This is a genomic window from Nonomuraea sp. NPDC050547, assembly GCF_044457345.1.
GTDB lineage: Bacteria > Actinomycetota > Actinomycetes > Streptosporangiales > Streptosporangiaceae > Nonomuraea.
Map to the genome: position 1 here is coordinate 407,253 of NZ_JBITGW010000002.1, position 19,737 is coordinate 426,989.

General features: G+C 68.4%; 13 protein-coding genes and 2 pseudogenes. 12 read left to right on the top strand and 3 right to left on the bottom strand.

Going from position 1 to position 19,737, the window contains the following annotated elements; genetic code table 11:
- Positions 1 to 305 precede the first annotated feature (305 nt).
- Positions 306 to 887: pseudogene (locus tag ACIBHY_RS06360) on the top strand (ISL3 family transposase); the annotation flags it as partial.
- 611 nt (positions 888 to 1,498) lie between these two features.
- On the opposite strand, the gene ACIBHY_RS06365 reads toward ACIBHY_RS06360, so the two are convergent.
- Positions 1,499 to 2,143 (bottom strand): TetR/AcrR family transcriptional regulator C-terminal domain-containing protein, encoded by a 645-nt coding sequence (locus ACIBHY_RS06365; RefSeq protein WP_397257003.1) that lies wholly within the window; start codon positions 2,141 to 2,143, stop codon positions 1,499 to 1,501.
- Between the two features lie 70 nt (positions 2,144 to 2,213).
- Between ACIBHY_RS06365 and ACIBHY_RS06370 the strand changes: the two genes are divergently transcribed.
- The 5 genes and pseudogenes from ACIBHY_RS06370 to ACIBHY_RS06390 all read left to right on the top strand — a co-directional run bounded on the left by ACIBHY_RS06370 (position 2,214) and on the right by ACIBHY_RS06390 (position 6,155).
- Positions 2,214 to 2,570, top strand: a complete 357-nt coding sequence (locus ACIBHY_RS06370) for a hypothetical protein (RefSeq protein WP_397257001.1) — start codon at positions 2,214 to 2,216, stop codon at positions 2,568 to 2,570.
- Entirely contained in the window at positions 2,570 to 2,719 is a 150-nt protein-coding gene (locus ACIBHY_RS06375) for a hypothetical protein (protein WP_397256999.1), read from the top strand. Before ACIBHY_RS06370 ends, ACIBHY_RS06375 begins: the two co-directional genes overlap by 1 nt.
- 45 nt (positions 2,720 to 2,764) lie before the next feature.
- A complete protein-coding gene (locus ACIBHY_RS06380) occupies positions 2,765 to 4,168 on the top strand; it encodes a hypothetical protein (protein ID WP_397306122.1) in 1,404 nt (467 codons plus the stop codon).
- Positions 4,169 to 4,221: 53 nt separating this feature from the next.
- Positions 4,222 to 4,644 carry a spore-associated protein A gene (locus tag ACIBHY_RS06385; RefSeq protein WP_397256995.1) on the top strand — a complete coding sequence of 141 codons (423 nt, stop codon included), beginning with the start codon at positions 4,222 to 4,224 and terminating at the stop codon, positions 4,642 to 4,644.
- 65 nt (positions 4,645 to 4,709) lie between these two features.
- A pseudogene (locus ACIBHY_RS06390) lies at positions 4,710 to 6,155 on the top strand (ISL3 family transposase).
- A gap of 340 nt (positions 6,156 to 6,495) precedes the next feature.
- Here ACIBHY_RS06390 and ACIBHY_RS06395 read toward each other — a convergent pair.
- Entirely contained in the window at positions 6,496 to 7,311 is an 816-nt protein-coding gene (locus ACIBHY_RS06395; RefSeq protein ID WP_397256993.1) for an FHA domain-containing protein, read from the bottom strand.
- A 107-nt stretch (positions 7,312 to 7,418) separates the two neighbouring features.
- On the opposite strand from ACIBHY_RS06395, the gene ACIBHY_RS06400 reads away from it, so the two are divergent.
- The 6 genes from ACIBHY_RS06400 (at position 7,419) to ACIBHY_RS06425 (ending at position 18,594) form a co-directional block, all read left to right on the top strand.
- Positions 7,419 to 9,371, top strand: a complete 1,953-nt coding sequence (locus ACIBHY_RS06400; RefSeq protein ID WP_397306123.1) for a serine/threonine protein kinase — start codon at positions 7,419 to 7,421, stop codon at positions 9,369 to 9,371.
- Between the two features lie 250 nt (positions 9,372 to 9,621).
- Positions 9,622 to 10,110: a hypothetical protein gene (locus tag ACIBHY_RS06405; RefSeq protein ID WP_397256989.1), complete on the top strand. Its 489-nt coding sequence runs from the start codon at positions 9,622 to 9,624 to the stop codon at positions 10,108 to 10,110.
- Complete coding sequence (locus ACIBHY_RS06410; protein WP_397306124.1) at positions 10,107 to 12,590, top strand: Hsp70 family protein; 2,484 nt, start codon at positions 10,107 to 10,109, stop codon at positions 12,588 to 12,590. The genes ACIBHY_RS06405 and ACIBHY_RS06410 overlap by 4 nt, the downstream gene beginning before the upstream one ends.
- Positions 12,591 to 12,601: 11 nt before the next feature.
- Positions 12,602 to 13,450, top strand: a complete 849-nt coding sequence (locus ACIBHY_RS06415) for an OmpA family protein (RefSeq protein WP_397306125.1) — start codon at positions 12,602 to 12,604, stop codon at positions 13,448 to 13,450.
- Positions 13,447 to 14,913 carry a hypothetical protein gene (locus tag ACIBHY_RS06420; protein ID WP_397306126.1) on the top strand — a complete coding sequence of 489 codons (1,467 nt, stop codon included), beginning with the start codon at positions 13,447 to 13,449 and terminating at the stop codon, positions 14,911 to 14,913. Before ACIBHY_RS06415 ends, ACIBHY_RS06420 begins: the two co-directional genes overlap by 4 nt.
- A gap of 471 nt (positions 14,914 to 15,384) precedes the next feature.
- A complete protein-coding gene (locus tag ACIBHY_RS06425; protein ID WP_397306127.1) occupies positions 15,385 to 18,594 on the top strand; it encodes a protein kinase in 3,210 nt (1,069 codons plus the stop codon).
- 297 nt (positions 18,595 to 18,891) lie between these two features.
- Here the strand turns inward: ACIBHY_RS06425 and ACIBHY_RS06430 are convergent, their stop codons facing one another.
- Positions 18,892 to 19,722 carry a S1 family peptidase gene (locus ACIBHY_RS06430; RefSeq protein ID WP_397306128.1) on the bottom strand — a complete coding sequence of 277 codons (831 nt, stop codon included), beginning with the start codon at positions 19,720 to 19,722 and terminating at the stop codon, positions 18,892 to 18,894.
- Positions 19,723 to 19,737: the final 15 nt, after the last annotated feature.

Consider the following 19,737-nt stretch of genomic DNA (forward strand, 5'->3'; position numbering starts at 1 on the left):
CTGCATCATTCCGCGCTGGGGCAAGCAGCTCGTCAAGATCGTCAACGAATCCGACATGCGCCTGTGGAAACGTGAACTGGAGGACGCCGAGGTCAACACCGGCGATATCGAACAGATCCGCGCTTCAGGCTGGCCGTCTTCCTGATGGCCGGCGTCGGCGCGCGGGAAGGCGAAGCGCTTGCTGGTAGCGGTAGGTGTGCGAGACAAGCACTTCCGGCCGGATCGTCAATGGACACCCCGCTCCAAGTTCGCGCCACTCAAGTACAAGAAGGAGGGAGACTTCCGCGATCTCCCGCTGCCCGATCGTCGCCGATGTCTCGGTGGACGCTCGACCCGTCGTGCTCGTGATGCGGGTGCGTCGGCTGGTGTGCCCGACCCCGGGCTGTCGGCGGACCTTCCGCGAGCAGATTCCCGGGCTGCTGCGGCACTGTCAGCGCCGGACCGTCCGCTTGGCCGCGCAGATCGCAGCGGTGATCAAGGAGTTGGCCGGGCGGGCCGCCGCGCGTACCTTGCAGGTCATGGCCGTCGCGGTCACGCGGTGCACGGCGCTGCGCATGCTACTGGCGCTGCCGTTCCCACTCGCGGGCGTGCCGCGGGTCCTGGGCGTGGATGATTTCTCTCTGCGCAAGGGTGCCTCCTATGCCACGATCTTGATCGACATCGAAACGAATCAGCGTATCGACGTGCTGCCCGGCCGCAAGGCCGAGACCCTGGCCGCCTGGCTGCGTGCTCATCCCGGGGTGGAGCTCGTGTGCCGGGACGGCTCAACCACATACGCCCATGCCATCCGTGATGCCCTGCCGGATGCAGTGCAGGTCAGTGATCGCTGGCATCTGTGGAACGGCCTGGGCGAGGCGGTGCGCAAGGAGGTCGGCGCGCACGATTCATCCCAGGTAGCTGCGTAGGCTACGCCCACAACCTGGCTGTCCGGAAAGAGCTGGGCCCCTCACGGGTCAACTCGTCAAAGCCATCCTCGTTCTTCAGGCCCGCGAAGTCGGATGAAAAACGCTCACTGCCTGCGGCGAGACCGTATGAGCAGATGAAGTGGTACAGAAGGAGCTATCAAGGCGCAGGACGGCGAGGGGCTGAGATGGAGATGGGCACGGGGATGCCCAGCTTCTCAGCTCTGTCCGGACTGATCGTCCGCACCGGCCGCCTCCATATGAACGCCGACCGCTGACCCTCGATTCGCTGCTCTGAACCACCAAGCCAGTCTGGAACGAGTCTCCGGCCCGAGCGGTTGACGGCGCTTCGGGCACCTAGGTCAATCGCCGACAACTGGGAAGTGCCGGTCCAGGATGTCGGCCCACTTCGGCAGGGTGACGAATTCGCCAAGGCCATAGAACCGGCCGCCACCGCACACCAGTGCGGGTTCCGATGGTCTTTGGCTGATCGCGGGTCGCGCATGCGCCGCCGCTGCCCAGCATCGGGCAGTGATCCGCCTGCCGAAAGGCTTGCGGCCCCCGGTGGGGAACGTTGCGCGTGGCGTCGGAGTTCGTCACTTCGGGTGAGCGGCCTCGCGGATCGCGCCGATGATCATGTCCAGTTCCGCGTCGAAGATCTGATCGGGTGTCAGCGAGCGCAGGCTGGGCAGCAGGGCCTTCAGCCGGTTCGCCTCCGGGCTCGCCTCCGCGGCCGCGAACAGCTCGGCGTTGCGTTCGGGCGCGGTCGGGTCGCCGTGGAACTCGCGCCGCACCCGTCCGAACACGAAGTCCACGAAGATCAGGTAGTGGCGGGCTGCGGCCTGGACGTCGAGGCCCGCCGCAAGGAGAACGTCCGCGATCGTGTCGGCGATCCGCAGCCCGCCCGGTCCGGCGTTCGCGCGGCTCATCACGCGGTCGACGAGGCCGGGATGCTCGCTCAGCACGGTACGCATGCTGTGAGCGAGCCGACGCAGCCGCTCCTGCCACGGGCCGCGCAACGCCTCCTCCCGGATCACCTGGGTGGCGACCTCGTCGGCGACCAGGTCGAGCAGCGCGTCCTTGTCCGCCACATGCCGGTAGAGCGCCATCCGGGACGCGCCCACCTCGGCGGCCAGGCGGCGGATGGTGAGCGCCTCCACACCCTCCTCGCGCACGAGCCCGATCGCGGCCTCGACGATCTGTGCCCTCTCCAGGCTGCCCCATGGCCGACGGTCCGTCACATTGCCCATGCTACTTGCGGACAGTGTCCGCAAGTGTTTAAGTAAGGCTAACCTAAATGGAGGTCGCTGCATGGAGAACTGGGATCAATGGCCGCTCCTCGAAGTACGTACCGAGGACCCGGCCTCGCTCACCGCGACACTGCGGTCGGCCACACAGCGGCAGACACCCTTCACCGCCGTGGTGAACATGACCATGGCCGGGCCCGCCCCGCGCGGGCAGGAGGCGCTGACGCGGGTCCGCATGCTCATGCGGATACGGCCGGGTCTACGTCAATGGTGCCGTGGCCTGGCCTTCGTCCTTGACGGCGAATCTCCCGAGAAGGCGCTGCGGTCGGCCGACAGATTGTGGGGCTGCCCGACGTTCGCGACCCGTGACCCGGCCAAGGCGCGGAACTGGGCCCGCCACATGCTCACCGAGGGGGAGTGATGTGGCTGCTCGCCGGGCTCTTCGCGCTGACCCTGTTCCTCCGCCGCAAGTTCATGAAAGGCGATCGCGGGGCAGCGCGGGTCACGCGCCGCCCGCGTCATGAGGCCGCCCGGCAGGGCACTGAGGACACGCCTGCCGGACGAGCGTGACCGCCGCACCAAACGGCCATCAGAGCACGTGAACCGGAGGCTCTCTTGCGTCCATCCCTCCCCCTGCGCTCCGCACTCCTCAGCGCCGCGCTGACCCCTGCGCTCCTGCTCGGCACGCCAGCGGCGGCAGGTGGGCCCGCCCCCGTGGACGTGCTGCCCACGGACCCGTTCGCCGACGATCCCGACCTCACCTTCCAGCAGACCTACGCACTGCGTGAGGCCGAGGCCAGAGCGTTGGGCAACCCCGCCGTCTACGCCCAGCCGTACGTGGACCGAACCGGCGCGCTGTACATCCCCGTCGTCACCGCGCAGGCTCAAGGCGAGGCCGTACAGCCGATCGCGGTGCCACCCGCGAGCCAGGCCCCGGAGGAAGGCACCGACGATCCGTCTGCCGTCCCCCCTCCTCACGCCGAACATCCCAAGGACGGCGCACAGCCGCTCGGCACGACCGTGGACGAGCCGCCGAAGGACCCCGCCCAGCCACGCGCGCTCGTGGCCGAAGGCGCTCTGGAATGGATCCCCAAGACCACGGTGGTCTCCCACACCTGGGCGCGTCTGCAGGACATCTCCGACGAGATCGTCGAGCTCGCACCAGCCGAGTTACCCGACGCCGACAAGATCCACTCCGCCGGACTCGACCCCGAGTCCGGCCGGGTGATCGTGGAGACCACCGCGGCCACCGGCGCCTTACGCACCGCACTCGCCGCCCGCTACGGCAGCGACGTCGTCGCCCTCCTGGTCATCGACGACCCCGGTCCCACCGAGCCCATGGCCCGGCACAACGACACCAGCCCCTTCTTCGGCGGTGCCTCCTTCACCACCCGCGTCGGCGCCTGCACCACGGGTTTCGCCTGGCGCGACGGCAACACCCACGGCATGCTCACCGCCGGGCACTGCACCGTCTGGGATGTACCGGCATTCAGCGGCGGCGGCCAGCGGATCGGCCAGGTGACCTATGACAATTACGACAACGCGAAGGGAAGCATCAAGGTCCGCGGCCGATACCGCGGTGACCTCGCCCTGATCGACGTGATGCGCGGCCTCAGCTCTCTGGCGAGAATCTACGTCGGCAACAGCAACTCCGGGAACTGGCGGGTCGTCGAGTCCATGGTGACTCGGCGGACGAAGAAGAACGACAAGTTCTGCGTCGGCGGCGCATTCGGCGGCGAACTGTGCGGATGGACAGTGAATCGCCTCCGCATGAACGTCAAATACTCCGGCGGCGCGGTCGCCCGGAACGTGCTCCGCGCCGCCAAAACCGGCAAATGCGTCAGAGCCGGCGACTCGGGAGCACCCGTGTACGTCCACAACTCCCGCGGCAACATCATCGCCAAGGGCATCCTGACCGGCGGCGGGGGGAACGGCAACGTCTTCACCCCCTGCAGGGCCTACGTCACCGACATCTGGGACGCCCATGAAGGGATCGCCGGGACCGTGGCCAAAGGGTAGAGCGCACCACCAAGCCATCCCGATCACGACAACGACCTTCGAAAGGACTCCTCGTGAACACACGTAAGCTGGCGGCCCTCCTGGCCGGCACCGCCCTGGCAGCCGCCACCTCACTGGTCGTGAGTACCGCCCCGGCCGGCGCCGCCGGCCCCTGCGGCAGCGGCTACACCAGGGTCGGCGTCTACGGCATCTCCCACGAGGACGGGACCCGTACGGGCACCCTGGAGGTGCACTACAGCTCCAGCGCCGGAAGGAACTGCGCACTGACCTACGGCTACGGTCAGTACGCCAACACCATGAGCTGGAAGCGAGTCTCGATCTCCAGAGGCGACGGCAGCGGGGACCACACCGATGCCGGTTACTACACGCACTACGCCGGCCCGGTGTACGTCTCCGCGCCCGGCCAATGCATCGACGTCGCCGGAACCGTACCGGGCTACACGACCCGCACACTCAACAATGTGCACTGCGGCTGACCACCACGGGGACGGCTCTGTCGCAGAAACGGTGGTGACTGATCGTCTGCACGTGTCACCGTGCGATGATCGATGCCACAGTGCCCGTGAGCACGGTGTTTGCAGGGTTGTCGCCGCTGATCGTCCAGGACGTGGTCGACGAGGGCGACCGGATACGGCGACGGGTACGGACCCCGGATGACCCGAGCTCCTGCCCGGACTGTGGCACTGCAACGAGGAGCGTGCACGGCTACCACCAGCGGATCGTCACCGACGTCTCGGTCGACGCCCGACCTGTCGTGCTCGTGGTGCGCGTGCGCCGGCTGGTGGGCCCAACGCCAGGCTGCCGGCGAACCTTTCGCGAACAGATTCCCGGCCTGCTGCGTCGCTATCAGCGCCGGACCGTCCGCTTGGCCACGCAGATCACAGCTGTGATCAAGGAGTTGGCCGGACGGGCCGCCGCGCGGACCTTGCAGGTCATGGCCATCCCGGTCACGCGGTTCACGGCGCTGCGCATGCTGCCGGCGCTGCCATGTCGAGACGAATCAGCGCATCGACGTGCTGTCGGGTCGCAAGGCCGAGACCCTGGCCGCCTGGCTGCGTGCCCATCGCGGGGTGGAGATCGTGTGCCGGGACGGCTCGACGACCTACGCTCAGGCCATCCGTGACGCGCTTCCGGACGCGGTGCAGGTCAGTGATCGCTGGCACCTGTGGAATGGCCTGGGCGAGGCGGTACGCAAGGAGGTCGGCGCCCACAGCTCGTGCTGGGCCAAGCACGGGCCACCGCTGCAGGCGGGCAGTCGCGCGGCTACCACATTAGAACGGTGGAGGCGGGTCCATGACCTGGTCGATGCCGGGGTCGGCCTGCTGGAGACCGCCCGCCGCCTGCAATGGTCGCTGAACACGGTTAAGCGCTACGCGCGGGCCGGCGAGCCCGAGCGCATGCGGCGCGCCCCGCAGTACCGCCCCACCGTGGTCGGCCCCTACCGCGACCACCTTCGCGCCCGGCGCGAACAGGACCCGGCCGTCCCGGTACAGACGCTCCTGGCCGAGATCAAGGAACTGGGCTGTACCGGCAGCCAGAACCTGCTCCACCGCTACATCAACCAGGGCCGGGCCGAGGCTGATCGGCCCGCGATTTCCGCCCGCCGCGTCACCCGGCTGCTGCTCAGCAACCCCGACCAGCTCCAGAACGCCGACCGTGAGCCGGCTGTGCAACTCAGCGCCGGCTGCACGCAGATGACCACCCTGGCTACTGCCGTGCGAGACTTCGCCGCCCTGCTCAAGCCCGACCCGGAGAACACCGAACTCCTCGACTCACGGATCACCGTGGTCCGCGAGGCGGACCTGCCCCACCTGCACAGCTTCTGCACCGGCCTCGACCAAGACCGCGCCGCCGTTTACGCCGGGCTCACCCTCCCGTATCACCATGGCGGAACGAGGGCGTCAACACGAAAACGAAACTGATCAAGCGCCAGATGTACGGCAGGGCAGGGTTCACTCTGCTCCGTCATCGCATCCTTCTTGGGTGATCACCTTCTGTCACCACCGTTTCTGCGACAGAGCCAAGATCTAGACAGACCCCCACATAGCGACGCTCACAGACCGTCGCGGCCCTCCGCACCGCAGGCTCCGCAGACGGCGCCGAAGTGCTCCGCTGGTCGGCCCGTACGGCTCGCGCCGCGACAACGTCACCGTCTGGTGCTGTGACCGGAAACGATCACCGGGTTGGGCGAGGGGGCGGCCGCCCTTCTCGCTGCGGATCTGGGCGCCTTCGCGGCGTTGGGCGGTCAGCACCAGGTCGAGCGGTGGTTCCTGACCGGGGTTACCCGAACGACGATCGAGGACCATGGACCCTCGGGTTATTGCAGCTCAAGCATCTTCTGACGCGGCACAGGATTCGTCGAGGAGCAGGAGGTCGGATGGGCCGATCGTGCCGGAGACCAGCAGCGTGGTGATCAGGTTGTGGTTGAGGGTGTTGCCCAGAGGCGGAGGGATCTCCTCTTCCAGGAGTCCGGGCACGTTGGCGCTGAGCCGCTGGCGCGTTTGGGAGACGATGTGGGCGGCTCGTTTGGTGGTCCACTGTTCCGCGGGGCGGAGGTGGCTGAGCTCGTCGGCGACCTGGGCCCAGGTCAGTGGCTGCGGCCAGGGCTCAGGCCGGAGGTATCGCTGACCCAGGCAGACCAGGACCAGGCGCTCGACGGGACTCAGGGGCCATCCGCTCGGGCTGCGGGTGTCGGTCTCCTGGCGGACCTGCGGCGCCGGGCTCGATGCCGTCATGACGATGCGCACTTCAAGTAAGTGGTCTTGCCGGGGGGCAACGATGAACAGCGGTGTGTACGCCAGCGGCAGCGGCACGCGGTGCCCGGTGAGCACCAGACGCTCACCTGGAAGGCGGATGGGCAGGTTGCCGACGTTGCACAGGACCCATCGCGCGTTCTCGTAGGTGATGATGCCGTGCTGTCGGCTGACGTAGGGGTCGTCGGGGCCCACGCACACGTGCACGTCCGGCTCACAACGCCCGAACACCACATCGATGCCGGCGTCCGGCGCGACGCGGATCCCGCCTTTGGTTCCCTGGACGTACAGGGTGCCCGGTACGGCGGGAGGCAGCTGGCCGATGAGGTCGCCGGGCTCCGCCGGCAGAAGTTCCACCTTGCTGAGGGGGCCGCGTTTCATCGACGCCATGCCCCGATCTTTCCACGAGCCCGGCATCGCTGACAGAGGGAAGTTCGAGGGCAGTCGCCGCTCAGTAAGGTTGCGGTAGATCCGCTCCTTGGCAACACAATGACCGCATGGCTAATTTCACGCCGTTGGCACCCGGCGACCCTGAGAAATTGGGTGGCCTGAAACTCCTCGGCAGGTTAGGCCAAGGCGGGCAGGGCGTCGTCTTTCTTGCCAGGACGCCCATGGGCGCGCACGTGGCCATCAAATGGCTGCACCGGTTGGACGAGGAGAGCGTGGCCCGCTTCATGCAGGAGGCGGCGCTCTCCCAGCGGGTGGCGACGTTCTGTACCGCGGCCGTGCTCAGCACGGGTGTCGAGGACGGCCGGCCGTACATCACCAGCGAGTATGTCGAGGGCCGGTCGCTGGAACAGACCGTCAGGGAGGACGGCCCGCTCACCAGCGGCGACCTGGAGCGGCTGGCCATCGGCACCGCCACCGCGCTCGCCGCGATCCACGAAGCCGGCGTGGTGCACCGGGACTTCAAACCCGGCAACGTCATCATGGGCGCCGGCGGCCCGCGCGTGATCGACTTCGGCATCGCGCGCACGCTCGGCCCGGCCACCATGACAAGCAGTACGCAGATCGGGACACCCGCGTATATGGCGCCCGAGCAGATCATGGGGCTCGGGCTCGGATCGTCGGCCGACCTGTTCTCCTGGGCCGGCACGATGGTCTTCGCCTCCTGCGGGCAGGCGCCGTTCGGCAATGACGGAACACCTGCCGTGATGCACCGGATCCTCAGCGATCGGCCCGAGCTGGGCTCGCTCGACGGACGGCTGGCCGAACTGGTGCAGCAGTGCCTGGCCAGGGAGCCGGGAAGCCGGCCAACGGCCATGGACGTCATAACGCACCTGCTCCGGAATCCGGAGCCCGGCACCGACCCGCTCGTGGCGGGAACCAGGCAGGCCGCGCGGGACCCCGCCCCGCCCGCCGGCCGTGGCAGGACCGCACGCGGGCCGCTCCTCGCCGCCGCGGCCCTGATCGCCACGGCCGCTGTGGTGACCGCGATAGCGCTGCCCGGCCGGCCGCGGACGAGTACGCCCGCAGCCTCGCCGACCGCCGCAAGGTCCGCGACCGCGTCGCAGCAGGCGACACCCTCGCCGACCACGTTGCCCGGCGGGCCGATCACGCTCCAGGAGAGCCCATCCGACCCCATCGCACTGACCGCATACGACGTCTACGACAAGAAGCTCGACAAGGACGTCAACTATGCCAGGCAGTCGCTGCGGGGGAAGTTCGACAGGTACGCGGGCAACATGGAGTCGCTGGTGTCCCCCAACGGCCGCTATCTCGCGGGAAGGCCGGACGACTACACCGCGGACGGCTACGACTCGATCCTTCTCACCGACCGGCGGACAGACTCGAGTTTCCGGATCAAAACCCTGCCCAAACCGCAGGACACCAGCATCCGCGCCTGGTCGAAGGACGGCTCGAAGATCCTCCTGAACCTCAACAAGAAGATCACCGACAAGCGGGACAAGGAGCGCTGGGTCACCTTGGGGTTCGCCATCGTCGACGTGGACAGGAACGACGTGTTCCAGAGCAAGGTCCGGGTGGTCAGGGTGGCGGACGCCTCGCTCGGCGACAACAACTTCGGCTGGGACGGCGCCGAACAGGGCGTCGTCATCGTCGATGGCAAGAACAAGGGGCTGCGCTTCTTCGACGCCGCCGGCAAACACACACGTGACCTGCCTGGAGTGGGGCCGCTGGCGTCCGGCACCGTCGACCTCTTCTCACCCTCGGGCAAGACCTTCGTGACCGCCTGCCCGGGTGACGACGACAGCGATCACTGTCTCTGGGACGCCAGCACCGGCAAGCAGGTACGCAGGTTCTCCTCCGACTGCGACAAGGTGCTCGGCTGGTTCGACGAGTCGCATCTGTACTGCTGGGAGAACGACAACGGCGCCCACGACGAAGTTCGCGTGGTGGCGTTCGACGGCAGGCTGATGCGAAGGCTGCTGGAATCTCCGGACGAGCTCGACCTCGCGCCGTACTTCACCGCTACCCCCACCAGGTCGTGAAGCGGCAACTCGATCACTCCTGAAGGTCCTGGCGCAGCCCGCGGACGACCAGCAGCCGATTCGTTGAGCCGGGCCACAGGGCTCCGTCACCCTGTGAAGCGGATTGTTGCCGCACGATGGGTGATCGAGATCACGCGGAATCGGTTCGCTACGCGTCCGTTGTGGGGGAGGGCAGGCCGGGACCCCTCCCGAGCGAGTGGCGCTACTTTGTGCCGATCGGTGGCGATCCAACGGGAAGGAACGCGCGGACGTGGCACTGCTGAGTTCCATAGCGGCGCAAGTACGGCAGTTACGTCATCCGAGGGAATTCCGCATCCATGCCGCGGCCTGGCCCGACGACGCCCTGGTGGCGTTCGAGCGTCTGGGGACGGATCGGACCACGGAGACTCCTGACGACGCCCTTTCCGGGCACTCGGTGGCCGAGGTGGTGACGAGTATCTGGCGGCTCGATCGCCGGGTACGGCGGCTTCCGGGGGAGACGCGGGCCGTGACCCGCTACCTGGAGATGGCCTGGGATTCCTTCACCCAGGCCGGCATCAAGGTCCAGGAGCACGTGAACGACCCATTCGACCCGGGGCTCGCGATCGAGGTGCTGTCCTACCAGCCCGCGCCCGGCCTCGACCGTGACCGGGTGGTGGAGACCATCCGGCCGAGCGTTTACCTGAACGATCATGTGATCCAGAGAGGAGAGGTGATCGTGGGTACCCCCGACGCCGTCGCGAAGGAGGTCACCCCGTGACCAGGACCACGATCGGCTACGGGATCGACCTCGGCACCACCAACAGCTCGATCGCCGTGCTGAACGGCGTGGGCGTCGAGGTGGTCAAGAACAACCGCCAATCAGAGATCACCCCTTCGGCCATCTGGATCGACCGCGCGGAACGGCTCCACGTCGGCGACGTCGCCAGGAAGCGCAGCGAGCTGGATCACGAGAACACCTGCATCGAGTTCAAGGCCAGGATGGGCATGACCGACCAGCCCAAGGTCTTCGCCGACGGCGGCCGGTCGATGACGCCGGAGGAGATGTCCGCTGAAGTACTGAAGTCGCTCAAGGGCGACGTAGCGCAGCGGACCGGCGAGGATCTGCGGGCGGCGGTCATCACGGTGCCGGCGGCCTTCCAGCTCAGTGCTTGCGAGGCGACCAAGCAGGCCGCCAGGCTCGCCGGGCTGGAGCACGCGCCGTTGCTGCAGGAGCCCACCGCGGCCGCGCTGGCGTACGGGTTCCAGAGTACGGCTGACAATGCCTTCTGGCTGGTGTACGACCTGGGAGGCGGCACGTTCGACGCGGCCGTGGTCAACCTCAGGGACGGCGAGTTGACCGTCGTCAACCACCGGGGCGACAACACCCTCGGCGGGAAGCTGATCGACTGGAAGATCGTCGAGGAGCTGTTCATCCCGGCCCTGACGAGGGAGTACCGGTTCGCCGATCTCAGCCGGGGCAACCCGAGGTCGCTCGCGACCATCAGTCAGCTCAAGCGGGCCGCGGAAGAGGCCAAGATCGAGGTGTCGCGCAGCGAGTCCGCGTCGATCTCCCTCTTGCTGAAGGACGACCGTGGCGATGACGTCGACTTCTTCTACGACCTGGAGCGGGCGGAACTGGTGCGGCTCACCGAGCCGCTCATCGTGCGCTCGGTGAATCTGTGCAAGAAGGCCCTGGAGGAGCGCGGGCTCGGCACGGCTGACATCGAGAAGGTCCTGCTGGTGGGTGGTCCCACACTGTCGCCGTATCTCAGGGAACGGCTTGCCGACCCCCGGCAGGGGCTTGGGATCCCGCTCGACCACAGCAGGGATCCCATCACGGCCGTGGCCACGGGCGCCGCCATCTTCGCCGGAACCCAACGCCTGGACGCCGTGGCGGCACTGGCCGTCCCGCCCGCCGGGGAGTACGTGGTGGCTCTGGCCTACGAGCCGGTGGGGGCGGACACCGAGCCGCTCATCGGAGGCCGGGTGTCAGGGGCGGACACGGCGGGGTTCGCGATCGAACTGGTCAACGCGGAGGCCCGGCCGGAGTGGCGGAGCGGCAAGATCGCGCTGGACGCCGACGGGACCTTCACCGCCACGCTGTGGGCAGAGCGCGGGCGGGCCAACACGTTCCGCGTCGAGCTCACCGACGGCTCGGGAACCCGGCGCGAGGTGAGCCCCGACGAGCTGACGTACACGGTCGGAGCCGTCGACTCCCAGCCCACGCTCACCAACGCGATCGGCGTATGGCTGGAGGACCACGATGTGGCCTGGCTGCTCCCGAGGGGGACGCCGCTCCCGGCGCGGCGCAGGCACACGCTGCGTACCACGATCGCACTCAGCAACAGCCGGCTCGAAGGCTACATCCGCATCCCGATCGTGGAGGGCGAGTATTCGCGCGCCGACCGCAACCGGCGGGTCGGCCGGTTGGAGATCGATCCTGGGCAGGTCACCCGTGACGTGCCGGCGGGCAGCGAGGTGGAGTTCTCCGTGGTGGTCGACGAGTCCCGGCTGGTCGTCGCGCGTGCGTACATTCCGCTCCTTGATGAGGAGTTCGAGCACGTCGTCAACCTGCGAACCGAGACGACTCCCACGCACGACGAGCTGAACAAGAAAGTGCGTGCGGAAAGGCACCGGCTGCACGAACTGCGCACGGAAGCCAGGGACCTCGGCGACGTCAGGGCCGGGACACTGGTCGCCAGGATCGACGCGGAGGGGACCGCCAAGGACCTCGACCGGCTGGTCGATGCGGCCCGCGCCGATCCGGACGCCGCCACGGAGTGCGGCAGGCGTCTGCTCGATCTCCAGGTGGCCATCGACGAGGTAGAGGAGATGGTGGAGTGGCCCAAGCTGGTCCAGGAGGCGAAGGAGACGATGGCCGGCGTCCGGGACATCGTGCTGGGCATGGGCGACATGAGCGACCAGCGGACCCTGACCACGCTCGAGTCCGCGACGCGGGAGGCGATCAACGCCCATGACGCCGACCTGGTCAGGAGATGTGTCGCCGACGCCTACGGGCTGGCGGCGGAAGTGCTGGAGAGGACGGACGAGCTCCCCCGCATCCGGTTCGAGCATCTCAGGGGCCTGCTGCCGGACATGCGGGACAAGCAGGAGGCCACTCAGCTCATCGACACCGGTAGGAAGGCGATGGAGCGAGGCGACATGAGGACGGTGCGCGACGTGAACCGCGAACTGGAGAACATGCTGCCGGCGCCGCCACCGCTCGATCTGTCCAGCACCGTCGTACGTGGGTCATGAAGCAGGTGACCATGGCCCTATCCGTCACCCGCGAGCTGGTCCTGGCCCAGGCCAGGGCCCTGGCGCGGAGCGGCCGCCGCGCAGAGGCCGCGGAACTGCTGGAAGATCTCCAGGGGGAGCCCAGCGTGACCGTGCTGGACCTGCTGGCTCGCATCTACGCTCAGCAGGGCGACCTCGACCGGGCGGACCAGTGCTGGGCAGAGGCGGAGCGGCTGGCTCCTGGCGGGGCGGAGATCGCCGCCGGACGCCGGCGGATCGCGGCCATGCGTCCCGCCGCGCGGCGGCGCAGGCTCGGCAAGGGCCTGCTCGCCACATGCGCGGTGCTGGTCACAGGCGCGGTGCTCGTCCTGCTCGTCGATATCCGCCGGGAAACCGCCGCGCCTGCGATGCCCCGGCAGCTCACGGCCCCGCTGACGGTCGTGACGACCTCGCCGCCGGAGAAGCCCGACGTGCTGGCCCGCATGAGACTCGACGTTCCGGGGATCCGGGTGAGGCGGTCACCGGGGGAGATCTCCATCGTCTTCAAAGGCGCCCTGTTCAGCCAGGGCACCGAGCTGACTCGCCGCGGCCAGGCCGTGCTCGGCGACCTGGGCAGGCGTCTGCGCCCGTACGCCACCGAGATAGAGGTGGCCGTCGTCGGCCACACGGACCGCGACGCGCTCCTGCCGGGCGGCGAGCACGTCAGCAACGCCGACCTCGGCCTGGCCAGGGCTACCTACGTGCGCGAGATCCTCCGCGCCACGTCGCGGATCCCCACGACAAGGTTCGCGCTGTCGTCCCTGGGCGGGGTCATGCCGCCGTACCGCGACGGCGCGCGAAACCGTACAGTCACCCTGCGCATCTCCGGAGCCGCCGGATGACGCTGCTGGGACTGCGGCCGGACCTGTACCGGGAGAACGCCTTCCGGATCACCGGGCTGCCGGTGCGCGCGACGACACGCGACATCCGGAGGCAGACAGAGAAGATGCGCCTCATGGAGCGTCTCGGCAGGTCAGGCGCGAGCGAGGGGATACTGCCGCCCGCCCGGCCCCCTGACGAGGACACGCGGCAACGAGCCGCACAGCGGCTGAAGGATCCGGTGTCCCGGCTGGTGGACGAGCTCTTCTGGCTGTGGCCGATGCCCGATGGCGAGGTCGACGACGCCATGACCGCCCTGCTCAAGGGCGAGCCGCACGACGCGCTCCGCGTGTGGGAGCGCACGACGAAGCAGCCGGCCAGGACCGTCGCGGTGCACAACATCGCGGTGTTGTCACACGTCTGGGCACTCGACACGGACAGTCTGGACACCGACGCCATCCGGCTGTGGACGCGAGCGTACAAGTGCTGGGGCGAGGTGATCGCCGACGACTCCTTCTGGGAGCTGATGCGGGTACGCGCCAACGAGCTCGACGATCCACGACTGACGGCGGGCGTCGTCCGCCGGATGCGCGAGGACCTTCCTGCTGCCCTGCTGGCCATCAACGCCCAACTGGCGGTCGCGGCCGCACAGGACGGGCGGCTCAAGGACTCACGCGGGCACATCACCGGCATGAGAGCGTCCGGATTCTCGACCGGGCTGGTCGACGAGGCCTTGCACGGCGCGGTGGGGCACGAGACGTCCAGGATCAAGACGCTGTGCAAGAACTTGGGGCAGGCGGTCAGAGCGACCCCTGAACGTGGGGACGAGCTGGCCGAGCAGTTCCTCGACGAGGCCAAGTCCCTTCTCAGAGTGGTGGCAAGCGTACTGCCCGACGATCACCGGGGGGTGCGGGAGGCCGGTGACGACATGGCCCTGACGGTTCTCGGCTGCGTCGTCGCCTACGTGAACACGGCCAAGGACTACCGGCGATCTTTGGACCTCCTCCAGCACGCCCTCACCTTGGCGGACTCGGAGTCGGTCCGTGATCGCGTGCAGGAGAACGTCGACATCATCGCGGACAACCTCTCCTACGCCTCCTGCTTCTTCTGCGGACAGGACGCCGACGAGCCATGCGCGCTGCACCTGCCCATGCACGGTGACGTCAACCGCGCGACCGACTATTACCAGACCCGGATAACCTGGCGGACGATCACTGTCCAGGTGCCGCGCTGCCGTCGGTGCAGGAGGAAGCGCGGCTGGAGAATCGCCTGCGGCGCGCTGATCGGCCCCTTGGCCGCGGTAGCGGTTGCCGCGTTCTTGATGGACGCCGTCGGCCTGGGCGCCGTCCTGACCGTGATCGGATTCTTCGTGGCGAGCCGGCTGATCGCGGGTCCGCGCCGCGACCCCACCGAGTTCGGACCCGTCACGGAGTTGTACGCCCTGGGTTGGCGGCCCGGTAACCGCCCGCCGGAGGCCGGACGCTAGACCCTGATGGTTGACCCGGGGCCAGAGTCCGTCGCTGGTGCGGGCGGTGTGGCGTTCGAGGCCGAGCTGGTTCTTCGGGGTTCAGACCAGATAGCTGCGCTCGGCGTCGGGTTGAACGCCATAACCTGGTGGAATTCGCTCTATATCGGCGCGGCATCAAGGCGGGCTTTGTCGCCAGACTTCCCAAGGCCGGCTCGACCTGGAACGACACGGTGGCCGAACCATCGCCGGACTCACCGTCCGTGTTCTGACCCGGATCCTCGCCTTGACCGCTGCGATCTGGCAGAACGACAAGACCGGACAGCCGATCCTGCGCTCCCTGATCGCCTACGACCATTGAACGATGCCCCGCGACCACCAGGAATCAATCATCTAGCGGGACGACCCGTTGATTTGCTTCAGGACGGCGGTGGCGGTGCGCGATGATGTCAGGAGGCCGCAGTCTGCGCGGAGTGGCGGAAAGGAGCATGCGTGCCGGAGCCCCGTCCGTTACGACCAGGGGAGCCTGCCCAACTGGGCGATTACCAGCTGATCGGCTGTATCGGTGAAGGTGGGCAGGGCATCGTCTATCTGGCCCGGGCTCCCACGGGCGTACGCGTCGCCATCAAGGTCTTACAGGGCCAGCACGCCGATGACGAGGAAGCCCGCCGCCGCTTTCTGCGGGAGATCGAAGCGGCGAGTACGGTCGCCCCTTTCTGCACCGCTCGCGTCCTGCACTACACCATGGCCGACGGCCGTCCCTACGTGGTCAGCGAGTTCATCGACGGGCCGTCGCTCCAGCAGCGGGTCGCGTCCGCGGGCCCGCTCGAACCTGGAGAACTGGAACGCCTGGCCATCGGTACGGCGGCGGCCCTCGTGGCGATTCACCGGGCCGGAATCATCCACCGCGATTTCAAGCCCGCCAACGTCCTGCTGGGGCCGGACGGACCGCGCGTCGTCGACTTCGGCATCGCACGGATACTGGACACGACCACCACCTCCGTGGCGGGCATCGTCGGCACGCCGTCCTATATGTCGCCCGAGCAGGCCTCCGACGCGCGCGTCGGGACGGCGTCGGACCTGTTCGCCTGGGCAGGCACAATGATCTTTGCGGCGACGGGGAATCCACCGTTCGGACGGTCCAACCTCGCCGCGACGGTGCATCGGATCCTGAACCACCCTGGCGACGTCTCCGGCCTGCCGAAGCAGATGCAGGCACTGGTCGGACGGTGTCTCGACAAGACGCCTGAGCAACGGCCGAGCGCCCGCGAAGTGTTGCTGGCGTTGGTCGGGGAGCCGAGCGGTTCGGCCGGCGCATCCATGTCCCTCAACGGAGAGGACCCCGAAGAGCTCGTCGCCGCCGCTGCTCGGATGCTCGCCTCACCGCCTTCGCCACAGGCCCTTGCGAGCCGGACTCCGGGTCCTGCGTCAGCCCTGGCCGGAGCACGTCCCGCCGCACGGCGGATCGTTTCGGTCGTGATGTCACTTGTCGTCCTGGGTGCGATCCTGGTCGGGGTGCGGCTGTTCGGCTCTGATGCGGATCCGTCTTTGCCCGCCGGTACGGCCGTCCTGGCGGACCGGATGTTCGCCGCCCCGCCGGACAGGAGCGGGAAGCAGGTTCTGAACGCCGTGGCCGCTTCGGGAGATGTGGTCGTGGCGGCCGGCAGCGACACGACCGGCGCGGTTCCTCGGCCGCTGTTCCTGTCCTCCCGCGACGACGGCAGGACGTGGCAGCTGGGCGACGTCGCCGGGCAAGGGGGACCTGAACGGGGACCGGCCACGGTAAACAGCGTGGTCAGGGGCGACGGCCGCTGGCTGGCGGTGGGGGACGACGACGGCCCGGCCGGCAAAGGCATGTGGACCAGCGCCGACGGCCATACCTGGACGGCCGTGGCGGCCGGCGGGCTGACCGTGTTCCGGGACGAAGACCGGATCATGGCCATCTCCAGGACCTCGTCCGGTTTCGTGGCTGTCGGTTCCACCGTCCTGGACGACGATACGGAGCGACCCGCCGCCTGGACGTCCGCCGACGGTGTGAGCTGGGCCAGAACGGAGAGCACGAGCATCGGCAAGCTGGATGCCGTGCGCAGGCTCACCGGTGTGATCGCCAAGGGGAGCACCGTCCTGGCCGTGGGCGAGCCCCCACTGGGGGCCCTCGGCGCGGTCGCTTTACGCTCGCGTGACGCCGGGCGTACCTGGCTTCCCAGCACACCGCCCTTCGCCAACGATTACTTGCTGTCCGTGGCGTCCGACGCCTTTGTCCTGGTCCCGGCCAGTGAGACCACACCCAAGGGAGTGGAGGTCTCCTGCTCGTCGGAGGGAGTCGAGTGGTCCCCGTGCGGCTGGATCGGGACGGACGACGCCGACCTCGGCGTGGCGCGGCTGCTGAGTTTCTCGTCGAAGGGCGTCGCCGCCCTCATGGGTGATATGAACGGTCCGGACCAGTACGCCGTTTACACCAGTGCGGACGGACGTGTCTGGAACAAGAGCGTCACCACGGGTGCCACCTCTGGTGACATGCGGGCATTGGCTGTGACGGATTCCGGCACGTTCGTGCTCAGCGGTGACCGGCCGTCCACAAGCACAGGCGGCGAGCCGGTGCTGATGACGGCGCGACCAGGCGAGGCCGCCGCGCGGGTGGCGCTGCAGAAGGTGGCGGGCTGGACCAGACTCCCGGCCGAGGTCACCCGGCTGGCTGCCGCCGGCGGCCGGTATCTCGCTGTGGGCGCCGCCGCCGCGGATGCTGGGATCTGGACCAGCGCCGACGGCAGAACCTGGTCGCGTGTCGAAGGCCCCGAGATCGACGGGGCGCACCTGCAGCGGTTGAGCGATGTGGCATACGGTGGCGCGGGCTGGCTGACCGCGGGCCTCACCATGGACAAGCGGCTCTCCACGCGACCGCTTCTGCTGGCCTCGGCCGACGGTCGCTCCTGGCGCCGGATCGAGATCACCGATTCGGCTTCAGCCGGTTCCGAGCATCCCGTCCAGGCTCTTCACGCGCTCGCCGCAGGCAGGTCGGGCTATGTGATCGCCGGCAGCACCGCAGCCGGGCCAGTTCTGTTGTTCACCACCGACCTGCGTAAGCTCACCCGTTCGGTCGAACTTCCGGCAAGCGAATCCAGCGTACGGATCCACGACGTGGCGCCGACCGTGAGCGGCTACGCGGCCGTCGGCGGATCCGGAAGCGCGGGTCACGAGAACGCCGTGGTGTGGGTGTCGATGGACGGCCGCGCGTGGACGGCCCGCCCCTGGTCCCGGCCACCAGGCCTCGAATCAGCGGAACTGGAGCATGTCGTGGCCGTCGGCGACCAGATCACAGCCGTCGGATCCGGCCGGGCGAAGGCCGGTGAGCAGCGGCCCTTCGCCGTCGTCTCCGCCGACGACGGGAGAACCTGGAAGTTCACCTGGCTCCCCGCGGAGCGGGAGGCAGTGGTACAGGATGTCGTGGCGACGGCGAAAGGGCTCGTCGCGGTTGGCCTGCAGGGAACGAACGGCGAGAGCGACAGCATCGTCTGGACATCGCAGGACGGTCTGGACTGGCGGGACCAACCGCTCAGCCAACCCGATCTGAGCGGGGCCGGCGCGCAATGGCTGAACACGATCGCGATCTCCGGCGCCGACGTCGTGGCCATCGGCCGATCCAGCAGCTACCGCACCGACCACCTGACTCTCTGGCGCACGGTGCTCGGCAAGGAAGGATGAAGATCTCCATCGCACCTCTGGCGGGGGACCCGCGCGGCGCCAGCATGGATCTCAGCACTGCGCCTGTCGAAACCCGTACCTCTTCGAACTCGCCCACGCGGCCGGAACTGGTCTTTCATCGAGCCGGACGCGTCCGCGTATGTTTGAGCTCGGCGGTTCGGGTCCGGGACGGCACGCACCGAAGCCGCTTGGGGAAGGGCTTGATGAGCCGCGATGCTGGTTGTAAGGCGCCAAGAACTACTGCGTCAGTCGCACCTTCCAGCACGCCTGCACCACGCTGGGCCGCCCGGCAGATGATCAGGAGGCGCTGTGTGCCCTGATGGTGTCGGTGATCCAGGAACGGTAGTGGGTCACGTCGGTCCAGATGCCGACTCCTGGCCCGCCCCTGGGGTTGGTGGAGCAGCCGGCGTCGCCGTTCGCGGCGTCCGTCATGTCGTCGCCGTCGCGCGAGGTGGCTCCGACCAGCTCCCACCGGCCGCCGGCCCCGCGGATCTGTGGACCACCCGAGTCGCCGTTGCAGGCGCTGGCAGCACGCCCGTTGAGCTCACCGGTGCACAGCTCCTCGCCGCGGTTGAGGGAAGAGCACCGGGTGTCGGGTACGCGTACGGTGTCGAGTTCCTGCAGTTGCCGTGAACCGTTCGAGCAGGCCGGATCGTCGAGGTCGTCACAGGTCATGCCCCAGCCGATGACGCGGCTCGGCTCGCCTACCCGGCCTGGGCCGTCCGCGATGCGGATGGGTTCGAGGTCCACCGGCCGATCCAGCTGGACCAGCAGGATGTCGTCCTTGGGTTCCCCGCGCATACCGGGCTTGTCCTGGTTGGGATGGGTGACGACGCGCTTGACGCCGGTGAGAGCTCCGCCCGTGTCACGCTCAAGTGAGCCGACCCGCACCTGCGTCTTGCCGGGCTTCATGAGTCCCTTGCAGTGGGCGGCGGTGACGACCCAGTCCGGGGCGATGAGGGAGCCGCCGCAGTGGTGCTCGGGCAGTTTCCGCAGCTGGAAGGAGACCATGAACGAGTAGGTCTCGGTCGCGGCCTTTCCACCGATGATCGCGGGACGGCCGGTGCCCGCCGCGGCCGTGGTCGCGGTGGTCAGTGCGAGCCCGGTGGCCATGAGGGTGGCGAGCACCACTGATCGTCTGCC

Bases quoted from the DNA above. Each gene is read 5' to 3' on its own strand.
- ACIBHY_RS06400 (WP_397306123.1), top strand. From the start codon at position 7,419: ATGGCTAATTTCACGCCGTTGGCACCCGGCGACCCTGAGAAATTGGGT.
- ACIBHY_RS06370 (WP_397257001.1), top strand. From the start codon at position 2,214: ATGGAGAACTGGGATCAATGGCCGCTCCTCGAAGTACGTACCGAGGAC.
- ACIBHY_RS06375 (WP_397256999.1), top strand. From the start codon at position 2,570: ATGTGGCTGCTCGCCGGGCTCTTCGCGCTGACCCTGTTCCTCCGCCGC.
- ACIBHY_RS06415 (WP_397306125.1), top strand. From the start codon at position 12,602: ATGGCCCTATCCGTCACCCGCGAGCTGGTCCTGGCCCAGGCCAGGGCC.
- ACIBHY_RS06420 (WP_397306126.1), top strand. From the start codon at position 13,447: ATGACGCTGCTGGGACTGCGGCCGGACCTGTACCGGGAGAACGCCTTC.
- ACIBHY_RS06395 (WP_397256993.1), bottom strand. From the start codon at position 7,311: ATGGCGTCGATGAAACGCGGCCCCCTCAGCAAGGTGGAACTTCTGCCG.